General features: G+C 71.1%; 18 protein-coding genes. 12 read left to right on the forward strand and 6 right to left on the reverse strand.

Annotation, left to right across the window (positions count from 1 at the left end):
• Nucleotides 1-4 precede the first annotated feature (4 nt).
• Both AC1DDU_RS07850 and AC1DDU_RS07855 read left to right on the forward strand, forming a co-directional pair.
• Nucleotides 5-1,474, forward strand: coding sequence for a glycoside hydrolase family 1 protein (locus AC1DDU_RS07850; protein WP_477432740.1), 1,470 nt, complete (start codon nt 5-7; stop codon nt 1,472-1,474).
• Between the two features lie 46 nt (nt 1,475-1,520).
• Nucleotides 1,521-2,534 (forward strand): LacI family DNA-binding transcriptional regulator, encoded by a 1,014-nt coding sequence (locus tag AC1DDU_RS07855; protein WP_477432742.1) that lies wholly within the window; start codon nt 1,521-1,523, stop codon nt 2,532-2,534.
• Between the two features lie 10 nt (nt 2,535-2,544).
• On the opposite strand, the gene AC1DDU_RS07860 is transcribed toward AC1DDU_RS07855, so the two are convergent.
• Both AC1DDU_RS07860 and AC1DDU_RS07865 read right to left on the reverse strand, forming a co-directional pair.
• Nucleotides 2,545-3,384 carry a VOC family protein gene (locus tag AC1DDU_RS07860; RefSeq protein WP_477433467.1) on the reverse strand — a complete coding sequence of 280 codons (840 nt, stop codon included), beginning with the start codon at nt 3,382-3,384 and terminating at the stop codon, nt 2,545-2,547.
• Between the two features lie 91 nt (nt 3,385-3,475).
• Nucleotides 3,476-4,807, reverse strand: a complete 1,332-nt coding sequence (locus tag AC1DDU_RS07865; RefSeq protein WP_477432744.1) for a uracil-xanthine permease family protein — start codon at nt 4,805-4,807, stop codon at nt 3,476-3,478.
• A 143-nt stretch (nt 4,808-4,950) separates the two neighbouring features.
• Between AC1DDU_RS07865 and AC1DDU_RS07870 the strand changes: the two genes are divergently transcribed.
• Both AC1DDU_RS07870 and AC1DDU_RS07875 read left to right on the forward strand, forming a co-directional pair.
• Complete coding sequence (locus AC1DDU_RS07870; protein WP_477432746.1) at nt 4,951-5,790, forward strand: ABC transporter ATP-binding protein; 840 nt, start codon at nt 4,951-4,953, stop codon at nt 5,788-5,790.
• Entirely contained in the window at nt 5,772-7,349 is a 1,578-nt protein-coding gene (locus AC1DDU_RS07875; protein ID WP_477432748.1) for a hypothetical protein, read from the forward strand. The genes AC1DDU_RS07870 and AC1DDU_RS07875 overlap by 19 nt, the downstream gene beginning before the upstream one ends.
• Nucleotides 7,350-7,374: 25 nt before the next feature.
• Here the strand turns inward: AC1DDU_RS07875 and AC1DDU_RS07880 are convergent, their stop codons facing one another.
• Together AC1DDU_RS07880 and AC1DDU_RS07885 are read right to left on the reverse strand one after the other, a co-directional pair.
• Entirely contained in the window at nt 7,375-8,337 is a 963-nt protein-coding gene (locus tag AC1DDU_RS07880) for a phosphoribosylaminoimidazolesuccinocarboxamide synthase (protein ID WP_477433469.1), read from the reverse strand.
• Nucleotides 8,338-8,401: 64 nt separating this feature from the next.
• The gene (locus tag AC1DDU_RS07885) at nt 8,402-8,755 is read right to left on the reverse strand and encodes a hypothetical protein (RefSeq protein WP_477432750.1); all 354 of its coding nucleotides are present in this window, start codon (nt 8,753-8,755) and stop codon (nt 8,402-8,404) included.
• A 106-nt stretch (nt 8,756-8,861) separates the two neighbouring features.
• On the opposite strand from AC1DDU_RS07885, the gene AC1DDU_RS07890 reads away from it, so the two are divergent.
• The 5 genes from AC1DDU_RS07890 (at nt 8,862) to AC1DDU_RS07910 (ending at nt 15,078) form a co-directional block, all read left to right on the forward strand.
• Nucleotides 8,862-9,491 carry a PadR family transcriptional regulator gene (locus tag AC1DDU_RS07890; RefSeq protein WP_477432752.1) on the forward strand — a complete coding sequence of 210 codons (630 nt, stop codon included), beginning with the start codon at nt 8,862-8,864 and terminating at the stop codon, nt 9,489-9,491.
• On the forward strand, nt 9,488-11,065 hold the full coding sequence (locus tag AC1DDU_RS07895; protein WP_477432754.1) for an MFS transporter: 1,578 nt from the start codon (nt 9,488-9,490) through the stop codon (nt 11,063-11,065). The genes AC1DDU_RS07890 and AC1DDU_RS07895 overlap by 4 nt, the downstream gene beginning before the upstream one ends.
• A gap of 114 nt (nt 11,066-11,179) precedes the next feature.
• Entirely contained in the window at nt 11,180-11,338 is a 159-nt protein-coding gene (locus tag AC1DDU_RS07900; protein ID WP_308866175.1) for a hypothetical protein, read from the forward strand.
• Nucleotides 11,339-11,468: 130 nt separating this feature from the next.
• Complete coding sequence (locus AC1DDU_RS07905) at nt 11,469-12,566, forward strand: fatty acid desaturase family protein (RefSeq protein WP_477432756.1); 1,098 nt, start codon at nt 11,469-11,471, stop codon at nt 12,564-12,566.
• A 247-nt stretch (nt 12,567-12,813) separates the two neighbouring features.
• The gene (locus tag AC1DDU_RS07910; protein WP_477432758.1) at nt 12,814-15,078 is read left to right on the forward strand and encodes an NHL repeat-containing protein; all 2,265 of its coding nucleotides are present in this window, start codon (nt 12,814-12,816) and stop codon (nt 15,076-15,078) included.
• 102 nt (nt 15,079-15,180) lie between these two features.
• Here AC1DDU_RS07910 and purD read toward each other — a convergent pair whose 3' ends face one another.
• The gene (purD, locus tag AC1DDU_RS07915) at nt 15,181-16,455 is read right to left on the reverse strand and encodes a phosphoribosylamine--glycine ligase (RefSeq protein ID WP_477432760.1); all 1,275 of its coding nucleotides are present in this window, start codon (nt 16,453-16,455) and stop codon (nt 15,181-15,183) included.
• Nucleotides 16,456-16,549: 94 nt separating this feature from the next.
• On the opposite strand from purD, the gene AC1DDU_RS07920 reads away from it, so the two are divergent.
• Nucleotides 16,550-16,918: a sterol carrier family protein gene (locus tag AC1DDU_RS07920; RefSeq protein ID WP_477432762.1), complete on the forward strand. Its 369-nt coding sequence runs from the start codon at nt 16,550-16,552 to the stop codon at nt 16,916-16,918.
• 98 nt (nt 16,919-17,016) lie between these two features.
• Nucleotides 17,017-17,370 (forward strand): potassium transporter Trk, encoded by a 354-nt coding sequence (locus tag AC1DDU_RS07925; RefSeq protein WP_477432764.1) that lies wholly within the window; start codon nt 17,017-17,019, stop codon nt 17,368-17,370.
• A gap of 27 nt (nt 17,371-17,397) precedes the next feature.
• Here the strand turns inward: AC1DDU_RS07925 and AC1DDU_RS07930 are convergent, their stop codons facing one another.
• Nucleotides 17,398-18,009 carry a zinc-binding alcohol dehydrogenase gene (locus AC1DDU_RS07930; protein WP_477432766.1) on the reverse strand — a complete coding sequence of 204 codons (612 nt, stop codon included), beginning with the start codon at nt 18,007-18,009 and terminating at the stop codon, nt 17,398-17,400.
• 112 nt (nt 18,010-18,121) lie between these two features.
• Here AC1DDU_RS07930 and purM point away from each other — a divergent pair, with 112 nt between their 5' ends.
• Nucleotides 18,122-19,270: a phosphoribosylformylglycinamidine cyclo-ligase gene (gene purM, locus AC1DDU_RS07935; RefSeq protein ID WP_477432768.1), complete on the forward strand. Its 1,149-nt coding sequence runs from the start codon at nt 18,122-18,124 to the stop codon at nt 19,268-19,270.
• Nucleotides 19,271-19,277: the final 7 nt, after the last annotated feature.

Below are 19,277 nucleotides of genomic sequence, written 5' to 3' on the forward strand. Positions count from 1 at the left end.
CCTCATGACGACCGCGATCCCGCGCGCCTTCCCGCAGGGCTTCCTGTTCGGCGCCGCGACTGCCGCCTTCCAGATCGAAGGCGCCGCCCACGAGGACGGCCGCCGCGATTCCATCTGGGACGCGTTCTGCCGCGTGCCGGGCGCCGTCATCAACGGCGACAACGGCGACGTGGCCTGCGACCACTACCACCGGTACCGCGACGACGTGGCCCTCATGAAGGACCTCGGCCTGCAGACCTACCGGTTCTCGACGTCCTGGTCGCGGGTGCGGCCGGACGGCGGGGCGGTCAACCCGCAGGGTGTCGACTTCTACCAGCGGCTGGTCGACGAGCTGCTCGGCGCCGGCATCATGCCGTGGCTGACGCTGTACCACTGGGACCTGCCGCAGGCGCTGCAGGAGAAGGGTGGCTGGGCGAACCGCGACACCGCGGACCTGTTCACCGAGTACGCCCTGACCATGCACGACGCCCTCGGCGACCGCGTGAAGGTGTGGACGACGCTCAACGAGCCGTGGTGCTCGTCCTTCCTCAGCTACACCGCGGGCCTGCACGCGCCGGGCCACTACAGCGTCGAGGAGGGCGTACTCGCCGCGCACCACCTGCTGCTCGGACACGGCCAGGCCGTACGCGAGCTCCGCGCCCGCGACGCGTCGCTCGAGCTCGGCATCACGCTGAACCTCACCGTCGCCGAACCGGTCGATGAGCACGACCCGGCCGACGTCGACGCCGCGCGCCGCATCGACGGGCAGTTCAACCGGTGGTTCCTCGACCCGATCTTCCGCGCCCAGTACCCGGCCGACATCGTCGAGGACATCCGCACGGTGGATGCCGCGGCCGTCGCCGCGTGGGAGTCCGCGGTGCGCCCGGGCGACCTCGAGATCATCGCGACGCCCATCGACACGCTCGGGGTGAACTACTACCACGGGGAGTACGTGGGCGGTCACGAACCCGCGGACCCGCCTGTCGGCGGAGACGCGCCGACCGACCGGCCCGGCCGCTCGCCCTTCCCCTCGCACGAGGGCATCCACTGGCACGAGCGCGGGCTGCCGCGCACGCCGATGCACTGGGAGGTGCAGCCGGAAGGCCTCACGACGCTCCTCGAGCGGGTGTGGGACGAGTACGCCCAGCCCGCCGGCACGGCGCTCTACGTCACCGAGAACGGCGCCGCGTACGACGACGAGCTCGTCGTCGAGGACGGCGAGAAGCGCGTGCACGACGTCGACCGGACGCAGTTCCTGCGCGGCCACCTCGGTGCGATCCTGGATGCCGCCGAGACCGGTGTCGATGTGCGGGGATACTTCTACTGGTCGCTGCTCGACAACTTCGAGTGGGCCTGGGGCTACGAGAAGCGGTTCGGCATCGTGCGCGTGGACTACGACACGCAGGAGCGCACCGCGAAGGACAGCGCCCGCGAGTACCGCCGCATCATCGGCGCGCGGGCACTGGACGTGGAGCCGGCGCGCGTCGCGCCGTAACACCCGGTCGGCCGCTCGACGTCGTAGCATCCGGGAGGAGGACAGGATGAGCACGGATGCCATGCGTTCGGCCGTGACGATCGAGGAGGTCGCCGCGGCCGCGGGAGTGTCGCGGTCGACGGTGTCGCGCGTCGTCAACGGATCGACGGCGGTCAGCCCCGAGGCCCTGGAGTCGGTGACCCGGGCGATCGCCGACCTCAACTATGTCCCCAACCGGGCCGCACGTTCGCTGGCGAGCCAGAAGACGCACGCCGTCGCACTGATCGTGCCGGAGGACACCACGCGCTTCTTCGGCGACCCGTTCTTCGCGGCCATCGTGTCGGGCATCAACTCGCGCCTGAGCCGCTCGGACTACGTGCTCAACCTGTTCATCGCCAGCGACGACCCGGGCGACAAGACGACGAGCTACGTGCGCAGCGGCGCGGTGGACGGGGCCATCGTGGTCTCGCACCACACCAGCGACACGTTCGTCGACCGCATCGCGAGCGTCGTGCCCGTGGTCTACGGCGGTCGTCCGGCGCGCGAGCGCGAGCGCGACTACTACGTCGACGTCGACAACGTGCGCGGCGCCTACGACGCCACCGTCTACCTCATCGAGAGCGGACGCCGACGCATCGCGACCATCAGCGGCCCGCACGACATGCCGGCCGGCGTCGACCGCCTCCGCGGGTACCGCGACGCGCTGGCCGCGTGGGATCTGAACGAGATCGGGATCGAGGACGGCAACTTCACGGCCGACGGCGGCGCCGCAGCGATGCGGCGCCTGCTGGAGTCGGGCGCGAAGCCCGATGCCGTCTTCGTCGCGAGCGACCTGATGGCGCGCGGGGTGCTCACCGTCCTCGCCTCGGCGGGCCTGCGCGTGCCGGAGGACGTCGCGGTCATCGGCTTCGACGACTCGCCGGTGGCGACCTCGGTCACCCCGCAGCTGACGACCGTGCGGCAGCCGTCCTTCGCGCAGGGCGAGCGCATGGCGACGGTGCTGATCGACCTTCTCGCCGGGCGGCATCCCCGGCACGTGACGATCCTCGAGACCGAGCTCGTGGTGCGAGACTCGGTCTGACCGGCCCGGATCAGCTGCGGCCGGGGACGGTCGCCTGCAGGAGGTTCAGCCACGGGTCGTCGAACGCCACCGTGCGTCCGTCGTCGCGCACCTCGAACCCGTGGTGGCGCAGGCGCTCGGTGAGCTCGCCGAGCGCGTCGGCGTCGGGCAGGTCGAGGTCGACGCGGCCGAGGCCGAGGGCCGGCATCCGCGGTCCTGCGCCGCGCGAATTCCACACGTTCATCGCCATGTGGTGGTGGTAGCCGCCGGCGCTGACGAACAGCGCCTGGTCGCCCATCGCGGCGGTCTGGTCGAAGCCGAGTGCGTCGACGTAGAACGCGCGGGCGCCGGCGACGTCGCCGACCGACAGGTGCACATGGCCGACGGATGCCGCGTCCTGCGCGGTCGCCCCCTCTGCCGCCCGTTCGGTGAGATGGTCGCGCAGGTAGGCGTTCGGGTCGAGGTAGAGCGTCGCCATCTCGATGGAGCCGTGGGTCCACGACCACTCGGTGCGGGTGCGGTCCCAGTACAGCTCGATGCCGTTGCCCTCGGGATCGGTGAGGTAGAACGCCTCGCTGACGAGGTGGTCGGCCGAGCCGGTGAACGTCTGCGGCGCGTGCCGGGCGACGCTGTAGAGCGCGGCGGCGAGGGCCTCCTGCGTCTCGAACAGGATCGCGGTGTGGAACAGGCCCGCGGATCCCGGCGTCGCGTGCCGCAGCGCAGGTTCGTGCCTGAGGACCACGATCGGGCGCCCGGCGCGGCCCAGCACGACCTGGTCGCCGTCGGCCGAGAGCACCTGCAGCGTCACGACGTCGCGGTAGAACGCCGTCATCCCGTCGAGGTCGCCCACCAGCAGCGTGACCGCGCCCATCGCGGTGTCGGGGGCGAGGCGGTCGGATGCCGGGGCCAGTTCATTCACGTGAATGTTCAACCTCCGGCATCCGTCCGCCATTCCCCCGCGGTTACTGCGGGTCGCCGCCGAGCTGGCCGACGGCGGGGATCGGGCCGCCGTCGTCGGCGCCGGTCTTGCGCCAGCGGGCGATGGCATTGCCCACGTGGTAGATCAGCAGCGCGGCCGCGGCGCCGAGGACGATCGCGCCGAGCTGGAAGTCGCCCCACTGCATCGTGAAGCCCGCGATCGCGATCACGAGCGCCACGGCGCCGGTGTACTGGTTCACCGGACGCGAGAAGTCGACGCGGTTGTCGACCCAGATCTTGATGCCGATGATGCCGATGAGGCCGTAGAGCGCCGTCGTCACGCCGCCGAGCACGCCGGCCGGGATCGAGTTGAACACGGCGCCGACCACCGGCGACAGCGACAGGAGGATCGCGAACAGGCCCGCGACCCAGTACGCCGCGGTCGAGTAGACGCGGGTCGCCGCCATGACGCCGATGTTCTCGCCGTACGTCGTCGTACCCGAACCTCCGAAGCCGCCGGCGAGCACCGTGGCGGCGCCGTCGGCGATGAGCGCGCGGCCGGTGTACTTGTTGACGGACGACTCCGTCATCGTCGCGACGCCGCGGACGTGGCCGACGTTCTCGGCGATGAGCACGAGCACGACCGGCAGGAACATCGCGATGACGCTCCACGTGCCGGGGTCGCCGAACGTCGGGAACTGGAAGGTCGGCAGGCCGATCCACTGGCCGTTCGCGACGAGCTCGTTCACGGCGTCGAACTTCACCTCGCCGCTCACCAGCGCCACGATGTAGCCGACGATGACGCCGAGGAAGATCGAGATGCGGCCCAGGAACCCGCGGAACAGCACGCTGAACAGGATCACCGAGACGAGCGTGATCGTCGCCGTGAGGGGTGCCTTCTGGTAGTTCGACCACGCCACCGGCGCGAGGTTGAAGCCGATGAGCGCGACGATGGCGCCGGCGACGACCGGCGGCATGAGCTTGTCGATCCAGCCGAGTCCGGCGAACTGCACGATGAAGCCGACCGCCGCCAGCAGCACGCCGACCGCGACGATGCCGGCGAGAGCCGACCCCATGCCCTGCGACGCCGTGGCCGCCGTCACCGGCGCGATGAAGGCGAACGACGAGCCGAGGTAGCTGGGCAGGCGGTTCTTCGTGATGAGCAGGAACAGCAGCGTTCCGATGCCCGAGAAGAGGAGGGTCGTCGAGACGGGGAAGCCGGTGATCGCCGGCACCAGGAACGTGGCGCCGAACATCGCGATGACGTGCTGCGCGCCGATCGCGACGGTCGCGGGCCAGTTCAGGCGCTCGTCGGGCTTCACGACCTTCCCGGGTTCGACGGTCCGGCCGTTGCCGTGAATGGTCCACAAAGGCATGCGCGCTCCTTGCGCTCGGGAATGGTGCGAGCATCACCCTAGCGAGCGTCCGGGCACCGAGTTGCTTCCGGGAAGCGGCATCCGAGAGGCTGGGTCGACGCGACGAGCGCACCGGGCGCCCGACAGCGACACGACGGAGAGATGTGACCGACTCAGCGATCCCCCCACTGCCGCCGGCCCCGCCAGTCGCGGTCGATCCCGTCTCCGGCGTTCCGTCGGCGCGGGCAGGCGCCGCGGCGCTCGAACTGAGGGGTCTGCACAAGCGGTTCGGTCAGAAGCTCGCCGTCGCCGACCTCAGCCTGCGGGTCCCGACCGGGTCGTTCTACGGACTGGTCGGCCCGAACGGCGCGGGCAAGACGACGACGCTCTCGATGGCGACGGGGCTGCTCGCACCGGACGCGGGGCAGGCGCTCGTCCACGGCGTCGACGTGTGGCGCGATCCGGTCACGGCGAAGCGGATGCTGGGCAACCTCGCCGACGGCGTGAAGCTCTTCGACCGCCTGACCGGCGAGCAGCTGGTCACCTACAACGGCCTGCTGTTCGGCATCCCGCAGGACGAGATCGCCGGGCGCGCCGCAGACCTCCTCGCCCTGATGGACATGACGGATGCCGCCGGCACGATGGTCGTCGACTACTCGGCCGGCATGACCAAGAAGATCGCGCTGGCGTGCGCCCTCGTCCACGCCCCGCGGCTGCTCGTCCTCGACGAGCCCTTCGAGTCGGTCGACCCGGTGTCGGCCGCAAACATCCAGGACATCCTCACCGGTTACGTGGCCGGTGGCGGCACGGTGATCGTGTCCAGCCACTCGATGGATCTCGTGCAGCGCATGTGCGACCACGTCGCCATCGTCGCCGCCGGGCGGCTGCTCGTCGCCGGGACCGTCGACGACGTGCGCGGCGGCCAGTCCCTGCAGGACCGCTTCGTCGAACTCGTCGGTGGTCGCCGTCACACGGAGGGACCGGAATGGTTGCGACGCTCCTGAGGCTGCGGTTCCGCGTCCTCGGCAATCAGCTCGCGCGCAGCCCGTGGCAGCTCGTCGGCTTCATCTTCGGCGCCGTCTACGGGGTCGTCGTCCTCGTGGGGATCGTCGCAGCCCTGGTGCTGCTCGGTTTCGGCGATCTCCCGCTCGCGGCGGGCGTCATCGTCGGCGCCGGGTCGCTGGTCACCCTCGGCTGGGCCCTCGTCCCACTGGTCGCCTTCGGGGTCGACACCACGCTGGATCCCGACCGGCTCGTCGTCTTCCCGATGTCGCTGTCGCGGCTGATGGTGGCGCTGACGCTCGCGGGGGTGTGCGGCATCCCGGGCATCATCACGTCCGTCGCCGCCCTGGCCACGATCGCGACGTGGGCGCACTGGCCGGCGGCGATCGCAGCGTGGCTGCTCAGCATCCCGATCGCCGTCCTCACTGCGGTCGTGGCGTCGCGCGCCGTGGCGTCGGTCGCGGCGGGCCTGGGCGGCGGCCGCCGCTTCCGCGAGGTCTCCGGCATCCTCATCTTCATCCCGCTGATCCTCGCCGGTCCGATCATCGTCGGACTCTCGACCGGGTTCGCCGTGAACGGCGACACCGTCGCCGCGACGGCGGCGGTGCTCGGGTGGACGCCGCTGGGCGCCGCGTGGGCCGTACCGGGGGCTGCCGCGGCCGGCGACCTGCTCGGCGCCGGGGCGAAGCTCCTCATCGCGCTGGCCACCCTCGCGGTGCTGTGGCTGCTGTGGCGCGCGTCCCTCGGACGGTCCCTGGTCCGCCCGCGGCAGGCCTCGGCCGCCGCGGTGCGCGCCGGCGCGATCGGGATCTTCGGCCGCGTGCCGACGGGGGCGACGGGCGCGATCTATGCGCGGTCGCTGACGTACTGGGTGCGCGATCCCCGCTACCTCCGTCAGCTCATCGGCGTGCCGCTGGTGCCGGTGCTGCTGTGGTTCTATGCCCGCGAGGCCGACGCGACAGTGGCGCTGTCGTTCTCCGGGCCCATCATCGCGATGGTCATCGGCATCGTCATCTGGGCAGACCTCTCGTACGACGGCACGGCGTTCGGCACGCAGCTCATCACGGGCGCCCCCGGACGCGCGGACCGGATCGGCCGCATCCTCGCCGCCGGCACGCTCGCGGTGCCGCTCGTGCTGCTCGCCGTGATCCTCCCGTTCGCCGCCGGCGGCGACTGGGGGCAGTTCCCCGGCATCCTCGGCATGTCGCTCGGTGTCCTGTTCACCTGCTACGGCGTGTGCGCGGTGACCTCGGCGCAGATCGTCGTGCCGGTGGCGGCCGCCGGCGACAACCCGTTCAAGCGGGTGCCGGGCACGACGTTCCTGCAGGGCATGGCGTTCTTCGGAATCTGGCTGGTGGCGCTGGTGCTTTCGGCGCCGGCCGTGATCATCGGGGTGATCGGCTTCTTCACCCAGAACCCGACGCTGAGCTGGGTCGCGTGCACGGTCGGGATCGTGCTCGGATCCGCCGTGCTCGTGACCGGCATCCTCGTGGGCGGCTCCCAGCTCGACCGCAGCGCGCCGGCCGTGCTCGCGCGGCTGCGGGCGATGAAGAACGCGTGACGGCGAGGGATGCCGCGCCGCGGCGTCAGGCGGCCGAGAGGCGCTCGAGCAGTTCGCGGTAGCGGGCCGTGGTGCGCTCGACGATGTCGGCGGGGAGCGCGGGCGGCTCGCCGTCGCGCGGCGGCGCCCAGTTCGCGGCGAGCCAGTCGCGCACGATCTGCTTGTCGAAGCTCGCCATGCGCTGCTCGGGGGTCGTGCCCGAGGCCCAGGCCGCGGCATCCCAGTAGCGCGACGAGTCGCTCGTGAGCACCTCGTCGGCGAGGGTCAGCACGCCGTTGTCGTCGAGACCGAACTCGAACTTCGTGTCGGCGAGGATCACGCCGTGCGCTTCGGCGGTGGCCGCCGCGCGGGCGTAGATCTCGAGCGAGAGGTCTCGCAGCTCGGCCGCGCGCTCGGCGCCGACGAGCTCGACGGTGCGCTCGTACGAGATGTTCTCGTCGTGCTCGCCGAGCGGCGCCTTGTACGCGGGGGTGTAGATCGGCTCGGGCAGCCGGTCGCCGTTGGCGAGGCCGTCCGGAAGACGGATGCCGCACACCGTGCCGCTCTCGCGATACTCGGCCCAGCCCGACCCGGTGAGGTAGCCGCGCACGACGCATTCGATGGGCTGCATCTCGAGGCTCTTCACGACCATCGCGCGTCCGGCGACGGCATCCGGGATCAGCGCCTGCAGGTCGTCGGGGGTGTTCGCGATGCCGTCCGCGCCGAGGGTGAGCTCGTGCGACGCGGCGAGGTGATTCGGGATGCCGCGCCCGCCGTCCGCTCCCGCCAGCTGGTCGAACCACCACAGGCTGAGCGTGGTGAGCAGCTCGCCCTTTCCGGGGATGCCGGGGGACAGCACGTGGTCGAACGCGCTAACGCGGTCGCTCGCGACGACCAGCATCCGCTCCGGGCGTCCGCCCTCGGGCGTCCCGCTCGGCACGTACAGATCGCGCACCTTGCCGGAGTAGACGTGGCGCCAGCCGGGCAGCTCGGTCGAGGGGGTGGGAATAGCCGTCACCCGACCATTATCCCCGTGCGGCTGCGGCGCGTTTCGGGGCCGCCCCTGGGCGAGCTCAGGGCGTGATCTCGTCGACGTGCGCGAACGCCTCTGCGACGAGAGCGGGCCAGCGGTCCGCGGCATCCGTCCCCGCGGTCGCCCACTCGCGCATCGGCCTGCCGCGCATGACGGCCGGCTGCGCCTCGCCCGCCTCGGCGAGTTCGCCGACGCGGCTCTCGGGCAGCTTCACCATGAGCGCGCCCTCGAAGGTCACGAACGCGAACACCTTGCCGCGCACGTTCAGCCCTTCGGAGCCGAACATCGCGCCGAGCTCGACGTCGGGGCGGGCGGTCCACTCCGCCACGATCGGGTCGAAGATCGCGTACGACTCCGGGAACTTCTCCCTGCGCGCAGCGTTCTTGTCTGCCATGACATCCACCGTAGGACGGGCGTCCGACAGTGCACCAGGGCCCCTCGCCCGAGGATGCGGATCGTGGCGATCAGGCGTATAGTCCACGTGGACTAATCGATATGGAGTGATCGTCGTGAAGGATGCCGTCGGCCGCCTGACCCCGCTCGGGGTGGTGGTGCTCGCGCTGCTGAGCGAGGGCGACATGCACCCCTACGAGATGATCCGGCTCATGCACATGCGGCGCGACGACCGTCTCGTCACGATCACGAACGGCACCGTCTACCACACCGTGGCCCGGCTGGAACGGGCGGGGCTCGTGGCCGAAGTGGGCGTGGACCGCGACGGCAACCGCCCCGAGCGCACCACGTACACGCAGACCGAGGCCGGCGCCGAAGCCGTCCTCCAGTGGGTCAGGGCAGAGCTTCCCCGCGTCGACCGGCGGGCGGAGTTCCGCGTCGCGCTCGCCGAGGTGCACGGGCTCGACCGCGCCGAGGCCCTCGACCTGCTGCGCGCCCGCCGCGGCGCGCTCGTGGAGCAGCTCGAGGCGCTGGCGAACGGTCGCCGCACGGCGCTCGCGAAGGGCGTCCCCGAGCAGTACCTCCTCGAGCTCGCGCGCGAGGAGGCGCTCCTGCACGCCGAGATCGCGTGGATGGATGCCACCCTCCCGCGCATCGAGGATCCCGACTTCCCCTGGGGCCCCGCCTCGGTGCCCTCCGAACGCTATCTCGCACAGAGAAAGGCAGCACGCCTGTGACCACCCCGAACACCCCGGACGCAGCCCGCACCGCGGGCGCGGCATCCGGAACCGCCTCGGCCGCGCACCCGCCCACCGGCGCGTACGCCGCCGGGCACAAGCCCCGCAGCCCGTGGCCGGCCCTGTGGGCCCTCGTCATCGGGTTCTTCATGATCCTGGTCGACACCACGATCGTCTCGGTCGCCAACCCCGCCATCAAGGCGGCGCTCGACCCCGACACCAACAACCTCGACAACGTCGTGTGGGTGACTTCGGCCTACCTGCTCGCGTACGCCGTCCCGCTGCTGATCACCGGCCGTCTCGGCGACCGGTTCGGGCCGAAGAACATCTACCTCATCGGCCTGTCGGTGTTCACGCTCGCGTCGCTGTGGTGCGGTCTGTCGGGAACGCTCGAGATGCTCATCGTCGCCCGTGCGGTGCAGGGTCTCGGCGCCGCCATGATGACGCCGCAGACGATGGCCGTGATCACGCGCACCTTCCCGCCCAACCGCCGCGGCGCGGCGATGGGGCTGTGGGGCGCCACGGCCGGCGTCGCGACGCTGGTCGGCCCGCTGGCCGGCGGCCTGCTGGTGGACGGCCTCGGATGGGAGTGGATCTTCTTCATCAACATCCCGGTCGGCATCATCGCCTTCGTGCTCGCCTGGATCCTCGTGCCCAAGCTCGAGACGCACCCGCACCGCTTCGACGTGGTGGGTGTCGTGCTGAGCGCGATCGGTCTGTTCCTGATCGTCTTCGGCCTGCAGGAGGGTGAGAAGTACGACTGGGCGCCGTGGGTGTGGGCGATGATCGCCGGTGGCGTCGTCGTCATGGGCGTCTTCGTCTGGACGCAGGCACGCACCAAGAACGAGCCCCTCGTTCCGCTGCCGCTGTTCCGCGACCGCAACTTCTCGGTCTCGAACCTCGCGATCTCGATGGTCGGGTTCACCGTGACGAGCATGTCGCTGCCGCTGATGTTCTTCATCCAGCTCGCCCGCGGCCTCACCCCGACCGAGTCCGCACTTCTGCTGATCCCGATGGCGGTGCTCTCGGGTGTGCTGGCGCCGTTCGCGGGACGACTCCTGGACCGCACCGATCCGCGGTTCCTGCTGGTGCCGGGTCTGCTCCTGGTCGCCGGATCGCTGTTCTGGTACTCGTCGCTGATGACCGTCGACACCCCGATCTGGATGTACCTGCTGCCGTCGGCGCTCATGGGCATCGGCAACGCCGGCATGTGGGGCCCGCTGGCGACGACCGCTACGCGCAACCTCCCGCCGCGACAGGCCGGCGCCGGCGCGGGGATCTACAACACGACCCGCACGATCGGATCGGTCATCGGCTCGGCCTCGATCGCCGCGTTCATGCAGGCCCGCCTCGAGGCGAACCTGCCGGGTGCGTCGGAGGCGTCGGGCGGGTTCGGCGAGGGCGCGCTTCCGCCGTTCGTCGTCGACGGGTTCTCGCAGGCCATGGCGCAGGCGATCCTGCTCCCCGCCGCCGTCATGCTGGTCGGCGTCGTGGTCGTGCTCTTCCTGCGCGGGCCGAAGACGTCCTCGACCGAGGACTGGCAGAAGGCGAGCGCCGCCGTCGCGGCCGACTGACCGGCCCCATCCCGCGGAGCGGCCCATCCGGTCGCTCCGCGGGACGGCTTGCGTGCGTTCGCTCGCCTGTCAACCCGGTGGTGCGCGTCCCCTCGCGGGAGCAGGATCGGAGTCATGACCGGACTCGCAGTGATCCTGCTCATCGTCGGAATCGTCCTGCTCCTGCTGGGCGTGTTCATCGAGGCGGCCAAGTTCCTGCTGTGGATCGGCCTCGTGATCATCATCATCGCCGTGATCGCCTGGCTGATGCGCTTCATCCGCCGCCAGACGTGAGCCGGGCTGGGAGGTTGCCGGAAGCCCGCCCGCGGGGGCCGGCACCGGCGTAGCCTGACCGCAGGGATGCCCCAGACCCCGACATCCGCGGCCCGTACGCACGTGCGGCCGGAGGATCGGGGCCGAGGCAATGACCAATCAACTCACCGGCGCAGCCCGTGCCGACGGACTGCGGACGACGCGCGCGCCCAACGACTTCACCGACCTGGCGAAGCTGGTCGGCGCCAGCGGCTTGATGCGACGCCGCTACGGGTACTACTGGGCCAAGCTGATCGGCGCCGTCGTCGTCCTCTCGGCCGCCCTGGTGGGCTTCGTCCTCATCGGCGACAGCTGGTGGCAGCTGTTCATGGGAGCAGGCCTGGCCATCGTGTTCACACAGATCGCGATGCTCGGCCACGACGCCGCACATCGGCAGATCTTCGTGTCGGGGCGATGGAACGACTGGACGTCGATGGTGCTCGGCAACCTCCTGGTGGGCATGAGCTACGGATGGTGGCAGCACAAGCACACGCGTCACCATGCGAACCCGAACAAGGTGGGTTCCGACCCCGACATCGAGCTGCCTGTCGTGTCGTTCACACCGGACCAGGTCGTGCACCGCGCGAAGCAGTACGGCCCGGCGCTCGCCTGGGTCATGGCGCACCAGGGGATGTTCTTCTTCCCGATCCTGCTGCTCGAGGGCCTGTCGCTGCACGCCTCCAGCGTGCGCCGGGTGGTCTCGCGGGAGCCGTTGCGGCGCCGCGGCGTCGAGATCGCGTTCCTCGCCATCAGGATCGGCGGGTACCTCACCCTGGTGTTCCTCGTCCTCTCGCCGGGGATCGCCGCGGTCTTCCTCGCCGTGCAGCTGGGGCTGTTCGGCGTCTACATGGGGATGTCTTTCGCGCCGAACCACAAGGGCATGCCGCTGGTGCCGGCAGACCTCAAGCTCGACTTCCTGCGCCGCCAGGTGCTGATGAGCCGCAACATCCGCGGCAGCCGGTTCCTTGACGTCGTGATGGGCGGTCTCAACTACCAGATCGAGCACCACCTCTTCCCCTCGATGCCGCGACCGCACCTCAGGGAGGCCTCCGGCACGATCAGGGCGTACTGCATCGCGCACGACGTGCGATACACCGAGACGGGTCTGTGGGAGTCGTACCGCATCGTCACCCGCTACATCAATCGGGTCGGGCTCGGCGAGCGGGACCCGTTCGAGTGCCCGCTGCTGCAGCAGCGTCAGGCCGTGTGACGATCGCGCGGGACAGCAGCAGCCGGCGCCGGACCGCGGTGCGAGGGCTCGCACGCGGGCGCGGCGATGGAGTTATCACATCGCCATGGGGTATTTATTTCCGCCCCGTTCTTAACTACTCTCTCGAATAACAAACAGCAGTTTCGTTTGATGTCGGAATGCATCGTGGCGTCTCCGAGCGCCGTCGGCGCGCGCCGCGTCGTCGAGCGGAACCGAAGACGCCCCGTGCGTCAGATGGGAGAGAGCCGTGGCCTCAGCGCGCAACCGCCTCCTCAGATCGACCGTCGCCGTCCTCGCATCGGCAGTCCTCGTGGCCTCCGCGGTTCCGGCCGCCGCCGCCACCGAGGCACCGGATGCCGCCGCAGACGCCTTCCACGGTGTGGCCTTCGGGGCCGAGACCGAGGTCGGCATCCCGGTGCAGGTGCCGAGCCTCATCGACATGGCCTTCGGGCAGCTCGACGGCCGCACCGTGGGCTACACCGCGACGTCCTCGAGCGGATCGCTCCTGAACGTGATCGACATCGCGTCGAACACCTACCTGAAGTCGGCGCCGATGCCGAGCGTGATCCAGGTGTGGAAGCTCGAGATCGCTCCGAACGGCAAGGTCTACATCGCCGCCATCGGCGTCGGCGAATCGGGCCAGCAGCGCGGCGAGCTGTGGATCTACGACCCGGTGGCCAACCAGGCCACGATGGCGGGAGTCGTCCCCGGTGCCAGCTCGAACTGGTCGATGGTGATCGACGAGCAGTCCAACGCCTACATCGGCACGTACAAGACCGGCGAGGTCGTCGCCTACGACGCGGCCACCGGCGCCTTCACGCGCTTCGGACAGGTCGAGGGCCAGGAGTACGTCCGCTCGATCGAGTACGACGACGGGTACCTCTACGCCGGCACCGGCGCGAAAGGCGCGGTCGTGAAGATCAACGTGTCCGACCCGACCGATCGCGTGCGGATCTCCGACCCGCTGCTCGAGGTCTTCGGCGTGACGGAGCTGCCGTGGGCCTACGACATGCAGAAGGTGGGCGACTGGCTGCTGGTGAACTTCACCGGCGACCTGTCGGCGACGGCGTTCTACAACCTGCGGACGCAGCAGTGGAGCACGGCCGCGCTCACCAAGACGGCGATCCCCGGAACGCCGAGCCAGGCCGGCATCCCGGGCTTCACGCAGCTGGCCCCGAAGGGCGACGTCGTCTACCTCACGCACAACGGCAACCTCACCGCCGTCGACCTCTCCGGTTCCGAGCCGACGTTCGCGGCGACCGGCATCCCGTTCGGGCTCGGGATGCGGGGGCAGGCCTGGGTCGATCTCACCGCGGCCGGGTATCCGGGCGAGTGGCTGGTGACGGCATCCCGTCAGGGGCCGCTGCGGGCGCTCAACATCGCGACCAAGCAGGCCGTCATGCTGCCGAACGTCGTGCGCACCAGCGCCGGCACTCCGCTGCACACGATCGCCGAGGCCGCGGACGGCGGGCTGTACATGGTCACCTACCCGGCCGGCACCGGAGCCCGGTACGACACCACGACGGGCGCGTTCCGCAACTTCCCCGCCGAGCAGGCGGAATCGATGCTCACCGTCGGCGACACGACCTACTTCGGCCTGTACCCCGGCGGTCACATCGACAAGGTGGTCACCGGCGCCGACGGCGCGCCCAAGACGGAGCGCGTGTTCACGATCGGCAGCGACCAGGACCGCCCGTACCAGATGGTCGAGAGCGACGGGAAGCTGTTCATCGGCTCGATCCCCGGTTACGGGAAGCACCAGGGCGCGCTCACGATCCGCGACCTGGCGACCGGCCAGACGACGGTGGAGACCGGCATCGTCGAGAACCAGAGCGTCATCGGCATCGCCGTGAAGGATGGCGTCGTCTATGGTTCGACCACGATCGTGGGCGGCCTCGGCGCCGACCCGGTCGCCACCGAGGCGAAGCTGTTCACCTACGACGTCGCCCGCGGCGAGAAGACCGGCGAGTACGCGCTGAACCTGCCCTCGGGCCAGTCGCCGAAGCACATCAGCGCCCTCACGTTCGGCCCCGACGGCAACCTGTGGGGCACGACGGACGGCTGGGTGTTCGCGGTCGATCCGGCGACGATGCAGGTCATCCCCGAGAAGTCGAAGAACATCTTCCCCGAGGTGACGCGCTACGGCATGTGGCGCCCCATGAGCGTCGCGTGGCACGAGGGCCTGCTGCTCCTCGACGTCGCGTCGAAGCTCACCGTCATCGATCCCGAGACGATGGAGCACCGCGTCCTCACCGCGCCGGACGAGGAGATCGCCCGCTTCGTCATCGCGCCGCTCGCGCCGGAACTGCGCGACGACCCCGCGGTCGCCCAGGACGGCGTGTACTTCTTCGGCAGCAAGGCCCCGGCGACGCTGCGGGTCATGCCGCTGACGCCGCTCGGCGACCCGGAACCCGAGAAGTGCCGGCCGGGCAACGGCAAGGGCAACGCCTACGGGCACGACAAGGGCAACGGCCCGAACCCGAACGCGTGCAAGGACAAGCCCGGGCGGTGATCTGATCGCCGACGCCCGACCGGCCCGGTCCGGGGCGCCACGCTTCTCCCGCGCGACGGTCGCGGGGGAGGCGGGATGCCTCGAGCCGGGCCGCGCGGGTTCTCAGAGGCCCTCGGCGACCCGCGCGGCGATGTCGGTGCGGTGCTGCCCGCCCTCGAGCCCGATCTCGCCGAGCGCGCGGTAGACGCGATCGCGGGCCTGCGCGAACGTCGTGGCGACGCCGACGACGTTGAGCACGCGGCCGCCGGTGGCGACCAGGCCGCCGTCGGTCTCGGCCGTGGCGGCGTGGGCGAGGTGCACGCCGGGGACGGCGGCGGCCTCGCGCAGTCCGGTGAGCGGGCGGCCGGTGGCCGGTGCGGCCGGGTAGCCCTCGCTCGCGAGCACGACAGTCACGGCGACGTCGTCGGCGAACGCGGGGCGCGGGAGGTCCTCGAGGTGGCCCGATGCCGCCGCCAGCAGCAGCTCCGACAGCGGGTCGACCAGCCGCGGCAGCACGACCTCGGTCTCGGGGTCGCCGAAGCGGGCGTTGAACTCGATGACCTTGACGCCGGCATCGGTGAGGATGAGGCCCGCGTAGAGCAGCCCGATGAACGGCGCGCCCTCGGCATCCAGCTGGCGGATGACGGGCTCGGCGATCTCGCGCGTGACGATGTCGACGAACTCCCGCTCGCTGCCGAACCGGCCGTCGAGCCACGGCAGCGGCGAGTACGCGCCCATGCCGCCGGTGTTGGGGCCCTCGTCGCCGTCGAGGAGGCGCTTGTAGTCCTGGGCGGGGCTCAGCGGCAGCACGTGGTCGCCGTCGCAGAGGAAGAAGAGCGAGACCTCCGGGCCGGCGAGGAACTCCTCGACGAGCACCGGGCCCGACGACAGGTAGTGCTCGGCGTGCGCGAGGGCGGCGTCACGATCCGGCGTGACGATGACGCCCTTGCCGGCCGCCAGGCCGTCGGCCTTCACGACGTACGGGGCGCCGAACTCGTCGAGCGCGCCTTCGACGGCGTCACGATCGGCGGCGCGCACAGCACGGCCGGTGGGCACGCCTGCGGCATCCATGATCTTCTTCGCGAACGCCTTCGAACCCTCCAGCTGCGCGGCCGCGCGCCCGGGACCGAACACCGGGATGCCGCGCTCGCGCACCGCATCGGCGACGCCTGCGACCAGCGGCGCCTCCGGGCCGATCACGACGAGGTCGACGCCGTTCTCATTGGCGAACTCGGTGACCGCGCCGGGGTCGTTCGCGTCCAGCGCGACCAGCTGCGCGTCCTGCCCGATGCCGGCGTTGCCGGGGGCCGCGAAGATCTCATGCTCGGCCTCCTCCGCACGCAGCGCCAGGATGATGGCGTGCTCACGCGCGCCCGAGCCGAGGACCAGGATCTTCACGCGTTCCAGCCTACCGGCGGGGTCCGAGGCCGTTTCGGCGGGCTGCGGGAGAGCGCCGCGCGGCAGTGACCGGACCCCGGCGTACGGTGGAGGCGTGGCCCGCAAGATCTCCACCGACGACGGTCGCGCCGCTCTGCACGCGGTCGCGGCGGCGGGCGCGGCATCCGTCGCCCCCGCCCGCACCGACAACGCGACGGCCGTGCGCTACCTGCTGCAGCTGCTGGCCGAGAAGGCGCCGGGCAACTCCGTCGAGGTGCGGGTGCCGCCGTTCGGGGCGGTGCAGGTGGTCGAGGGACCGCGGCACACCCGCGGCACGCCACCCAACGTCGTCGAGACCGACGCCGCGACCTGGATCGCGCTGGCGACAGGAGCCGAGGAGTGGACGGATGCCGCCGCCGCCGGCCGCATCCTCGCCTCCGGCACGCGCGCCGACATCTCGGCGCTGCTGCCGCTGCGCTCCTGACGCTCGGCAGGTCAGCGCGGCCCGGTGCACGCCGAAGACGCACGGTCTCGCCGCGGGTGGGGTGCCCGGGCGCAGGCGGACGGTGGGACAATGGAGGCATGCCCGAGCACAGCCAGGACCACATCGAGACCGTGCACGTGCGGCGTGCGCCGAAGATCTCGGTGTTCCTGGTCGCCGGGGCCGCGCTCGGCATCCTGGTCGCGATGATCCTCACCTTCGCCTTCAACGGCACCGCCGAGGTCAGCCCCAACACCGGCGTGCAGTACTCGGCGGGTCAGGTGTTCGGCTTCCTCGTGCTGATCTGCGCGCCGATCGGCATCGCGCTCGCCGCGGTCCTGGCGCTCTTCCTCGACCGTCGCTCGCGTCGTCGCACGCACGAGATCGCGGTCGACCACGAGTCCGTGCACGTCGACCCGGAGCCCGGCACGAACGGTCACGGCTCCAGCCACTGAGTCACGCGGCCGAGGCCGCGCGGACGTTCACGCCAGTTCGGCGATGATCGGGTGGATCGCGGCGTCGAAGGCCGCGACGTCCCCGCGCAGTCCGTCGGTCACGGCGATGGTGAGGGAACCGATCCACCACACGCCGCGCTGCGTCAGCGGCAGCACCTGCACGTTCAGCTCGAACGCGTGCGCGCGGCGCCCGACCTGGCGCTCGTGCTCGGCGATCGCCCCGGCGTACGCGCGGTAGGCCGTGCCCGTGCTGTGCGCGGCCTCCTTGCGATAGCGCAGGTTCGCCGCCTTCGCGAACTCCATCGCGTCGGCCGCGTGCGGCTCGAACGCGGCCCGCAGGCCGTCGAACCCCTCGATCGGCAGCGCCAGCGCCGTGTCGAACCCGTCGACGAGATCCAGCGGCACCGCCGAGGGATGGGCCTGCGGCTCGACCGTCATGGCCCAGTACTCGCGCCACTGCCGTTCGAGCGCCGCCTGCGACTCCTCCGAGCGATCATTCGCGCGCGGCGGGATGCCCCGCAGGTGGGGCAGCTCGTCGGGAGAGCGGATGCCGAGCACCTGGCGCAGGTAGAGCGCGAGAAGTACCGGCTGACCGGCGTCTTCGCGGATCAGCCACTCCGGAGCACCGGCGCCGCCCATGGCGCCATTCTAGATCCGGGCACCGACGCGACGGCCGGAAACGGCGCACCGGGAACCGTCGGGCGCAGACCCCCGGCATCCGCTCAGCCAGGCCGCCGGTAGGCTGGTGGCCGTGGCCTCAACCGATCGCGACGCCCCTTCCCGCCCCGAACCGCCGGTGAACCCGTATGCGGCCGCCGGCGTGGACACCGCCGCCGGTGATCTCGCCGTCGAACTGATGAAGTCCGCGGTGCGCCGCACGCACGGTCCCGAGGTGCTCGGTGGCGTCGGCGGCTTCGCCGGACTCTTCGATGCCACCGCGTTCAAGGCGTACGACAAGCCGCTGCTGGCCACCAGCACCGACGGCGTCGGCACGAAGGTCGCCATCGCGCAGGCCATCGACAAGCACGACACCATCGGTCAGGACCTCGTCGGCATGGTCGTCGACGACATCGTCGTGGTGGGCGCCAAGCCGCTGTTCATGACCGACTACATCGCCTGCGGCAAGGTCTTCCCCGAGCGCATCGCCGACATCGTGCGCGGCATCGCGGCCGGCTGCGCCGAGACCGGCACGGCACTGGTCGGCGGGGAGACGGCCGAGCACCCGGGCCTGCTCGGCATCAACGACTACGACGTCGCCGGCGCCGCCACCGGCGTCGTCGAGGCCTCGCAGGTGCTCGGCGCCGAGCGCGTCCGCGAAGGCGACGCGGTGCTGGCCCTGGCGAGCTCCGGCCTGCACTCCAACGGCTACTCGCTGGTGCGGCACATCGTCGCCGGCGCCGGCGTGCAGTACGGCGACAACGCCGCCGACTTCGGCACGACCTGGGGCGAGGCGCTGCTCGAGCCGACGCGCCTTTACACCCAGCCACTGCTGCGCCTGATCGCCGACCAGGGCGAGCGCGTCCATGCCCTCAGCCACGTCACCGGCGGCGGCATCGCCGCGAACCTGGCGCGCGTGCTCCCGCAGGACACCTGGGTGGAGCTGGACCGCTCGACGTGGTCGCCGCCGCCGGTGTTCCGCGTCCTCGCCGACCTCGGCGACCTCGACCTCGAGTCGACCGAGGGCACGTGGAACCTCGGCATCGGGTTCCTCGCCGTCGTGTCCGCCGACAAGGCGCAGGCGGCGGCATCCGCTCTCTCCCAGGAGGGCATCGCCACCTGGCAGGTGGGCGTCGTCCGCAGCGGCGACCGTCCCGACGGCCACTGGGAGCAGGGCGCCAAGGGCGTGGACGGCGGCGCAGTGCGCCTCGTCGGCGCGTACGCAGACCACGCGGCTCGCTGAGCCGGCA

The sequence above is a fragment of the Microbacterium sp. 05T445 genome (assembly GCF_056395865.1).

Coding starts and splice junctions, on each gene's coding strand:
- AC1DDU_RS07850 (WP_477432740.1), top strand. CDS start 5: ATGACGACCGCGATCCCGCGCGCCTTCCCGCAGGGCTTCCTGTTCGGC.
- AC1DDU_RS07855 (WP_477432742.1), top strand. CDS start 1,521: ATGAGCACGGATGCCATGCGTTCGGCCGTGACGATCGAGGAGGTCGCC.
- AC1DDU_RS07860 (WP_477433467.1), bottom strand. CDS start 3,384: ATGGGCGCGGTCACGCTGCTGGTGGGCGACCTCGACGGGATGACGGCG.
- AC1DDU_RS07865 (WP_477432744.1), bottom strand. CDS start 4,807: ATGCCTTTGTGGACCATTCACGGCAACGGCCGGACCGTCGAACCCGGG.
- AC1DDU_RS07875 (WP_477432748.1), top strand. CDS start 5,772: ATGGTTGCGACGCTCCTGAGGCTGCGGTTCCGCGTCCTCGGCAATCAG.
- AC1DDU_RS07885 (WP_477432750.1), bottom strand. CDS start 8,755: ATGGCAGACAAGAACGCTGCGCGCAGGGAGAAGTTCCCGGAGTCGTAC.
- AC1DDU_RS07900 (WP_308866175.1), top strand. CDS start 11,180: ATGACCGGACTCGCAGTGATCCTGCTCATCGTCGGAATCGTCCTGCTC.
- AC1DDU_RS07905 (WP_477432756.1), top strand. CDS start 11,469: ATGACCAATCAACTCACCGGCGCAGCCCGTGCCGACGGACTGCGGACG.
- AC1DDU_RS07925 (WP_477432764.1), top strand. CDS start 17,017: ATGCCCGAGCACAGCCAGGACCACATCGAGACCGTGCACGTGCGGCGT.
- AC1DDU_RS07930 (WP_477432766.1), bottom strand. CDS start 18,009: ATGGGCGGCGCCGGTGCTCCGGAGTGGCTGATCCGCGAAGACGCCGGT.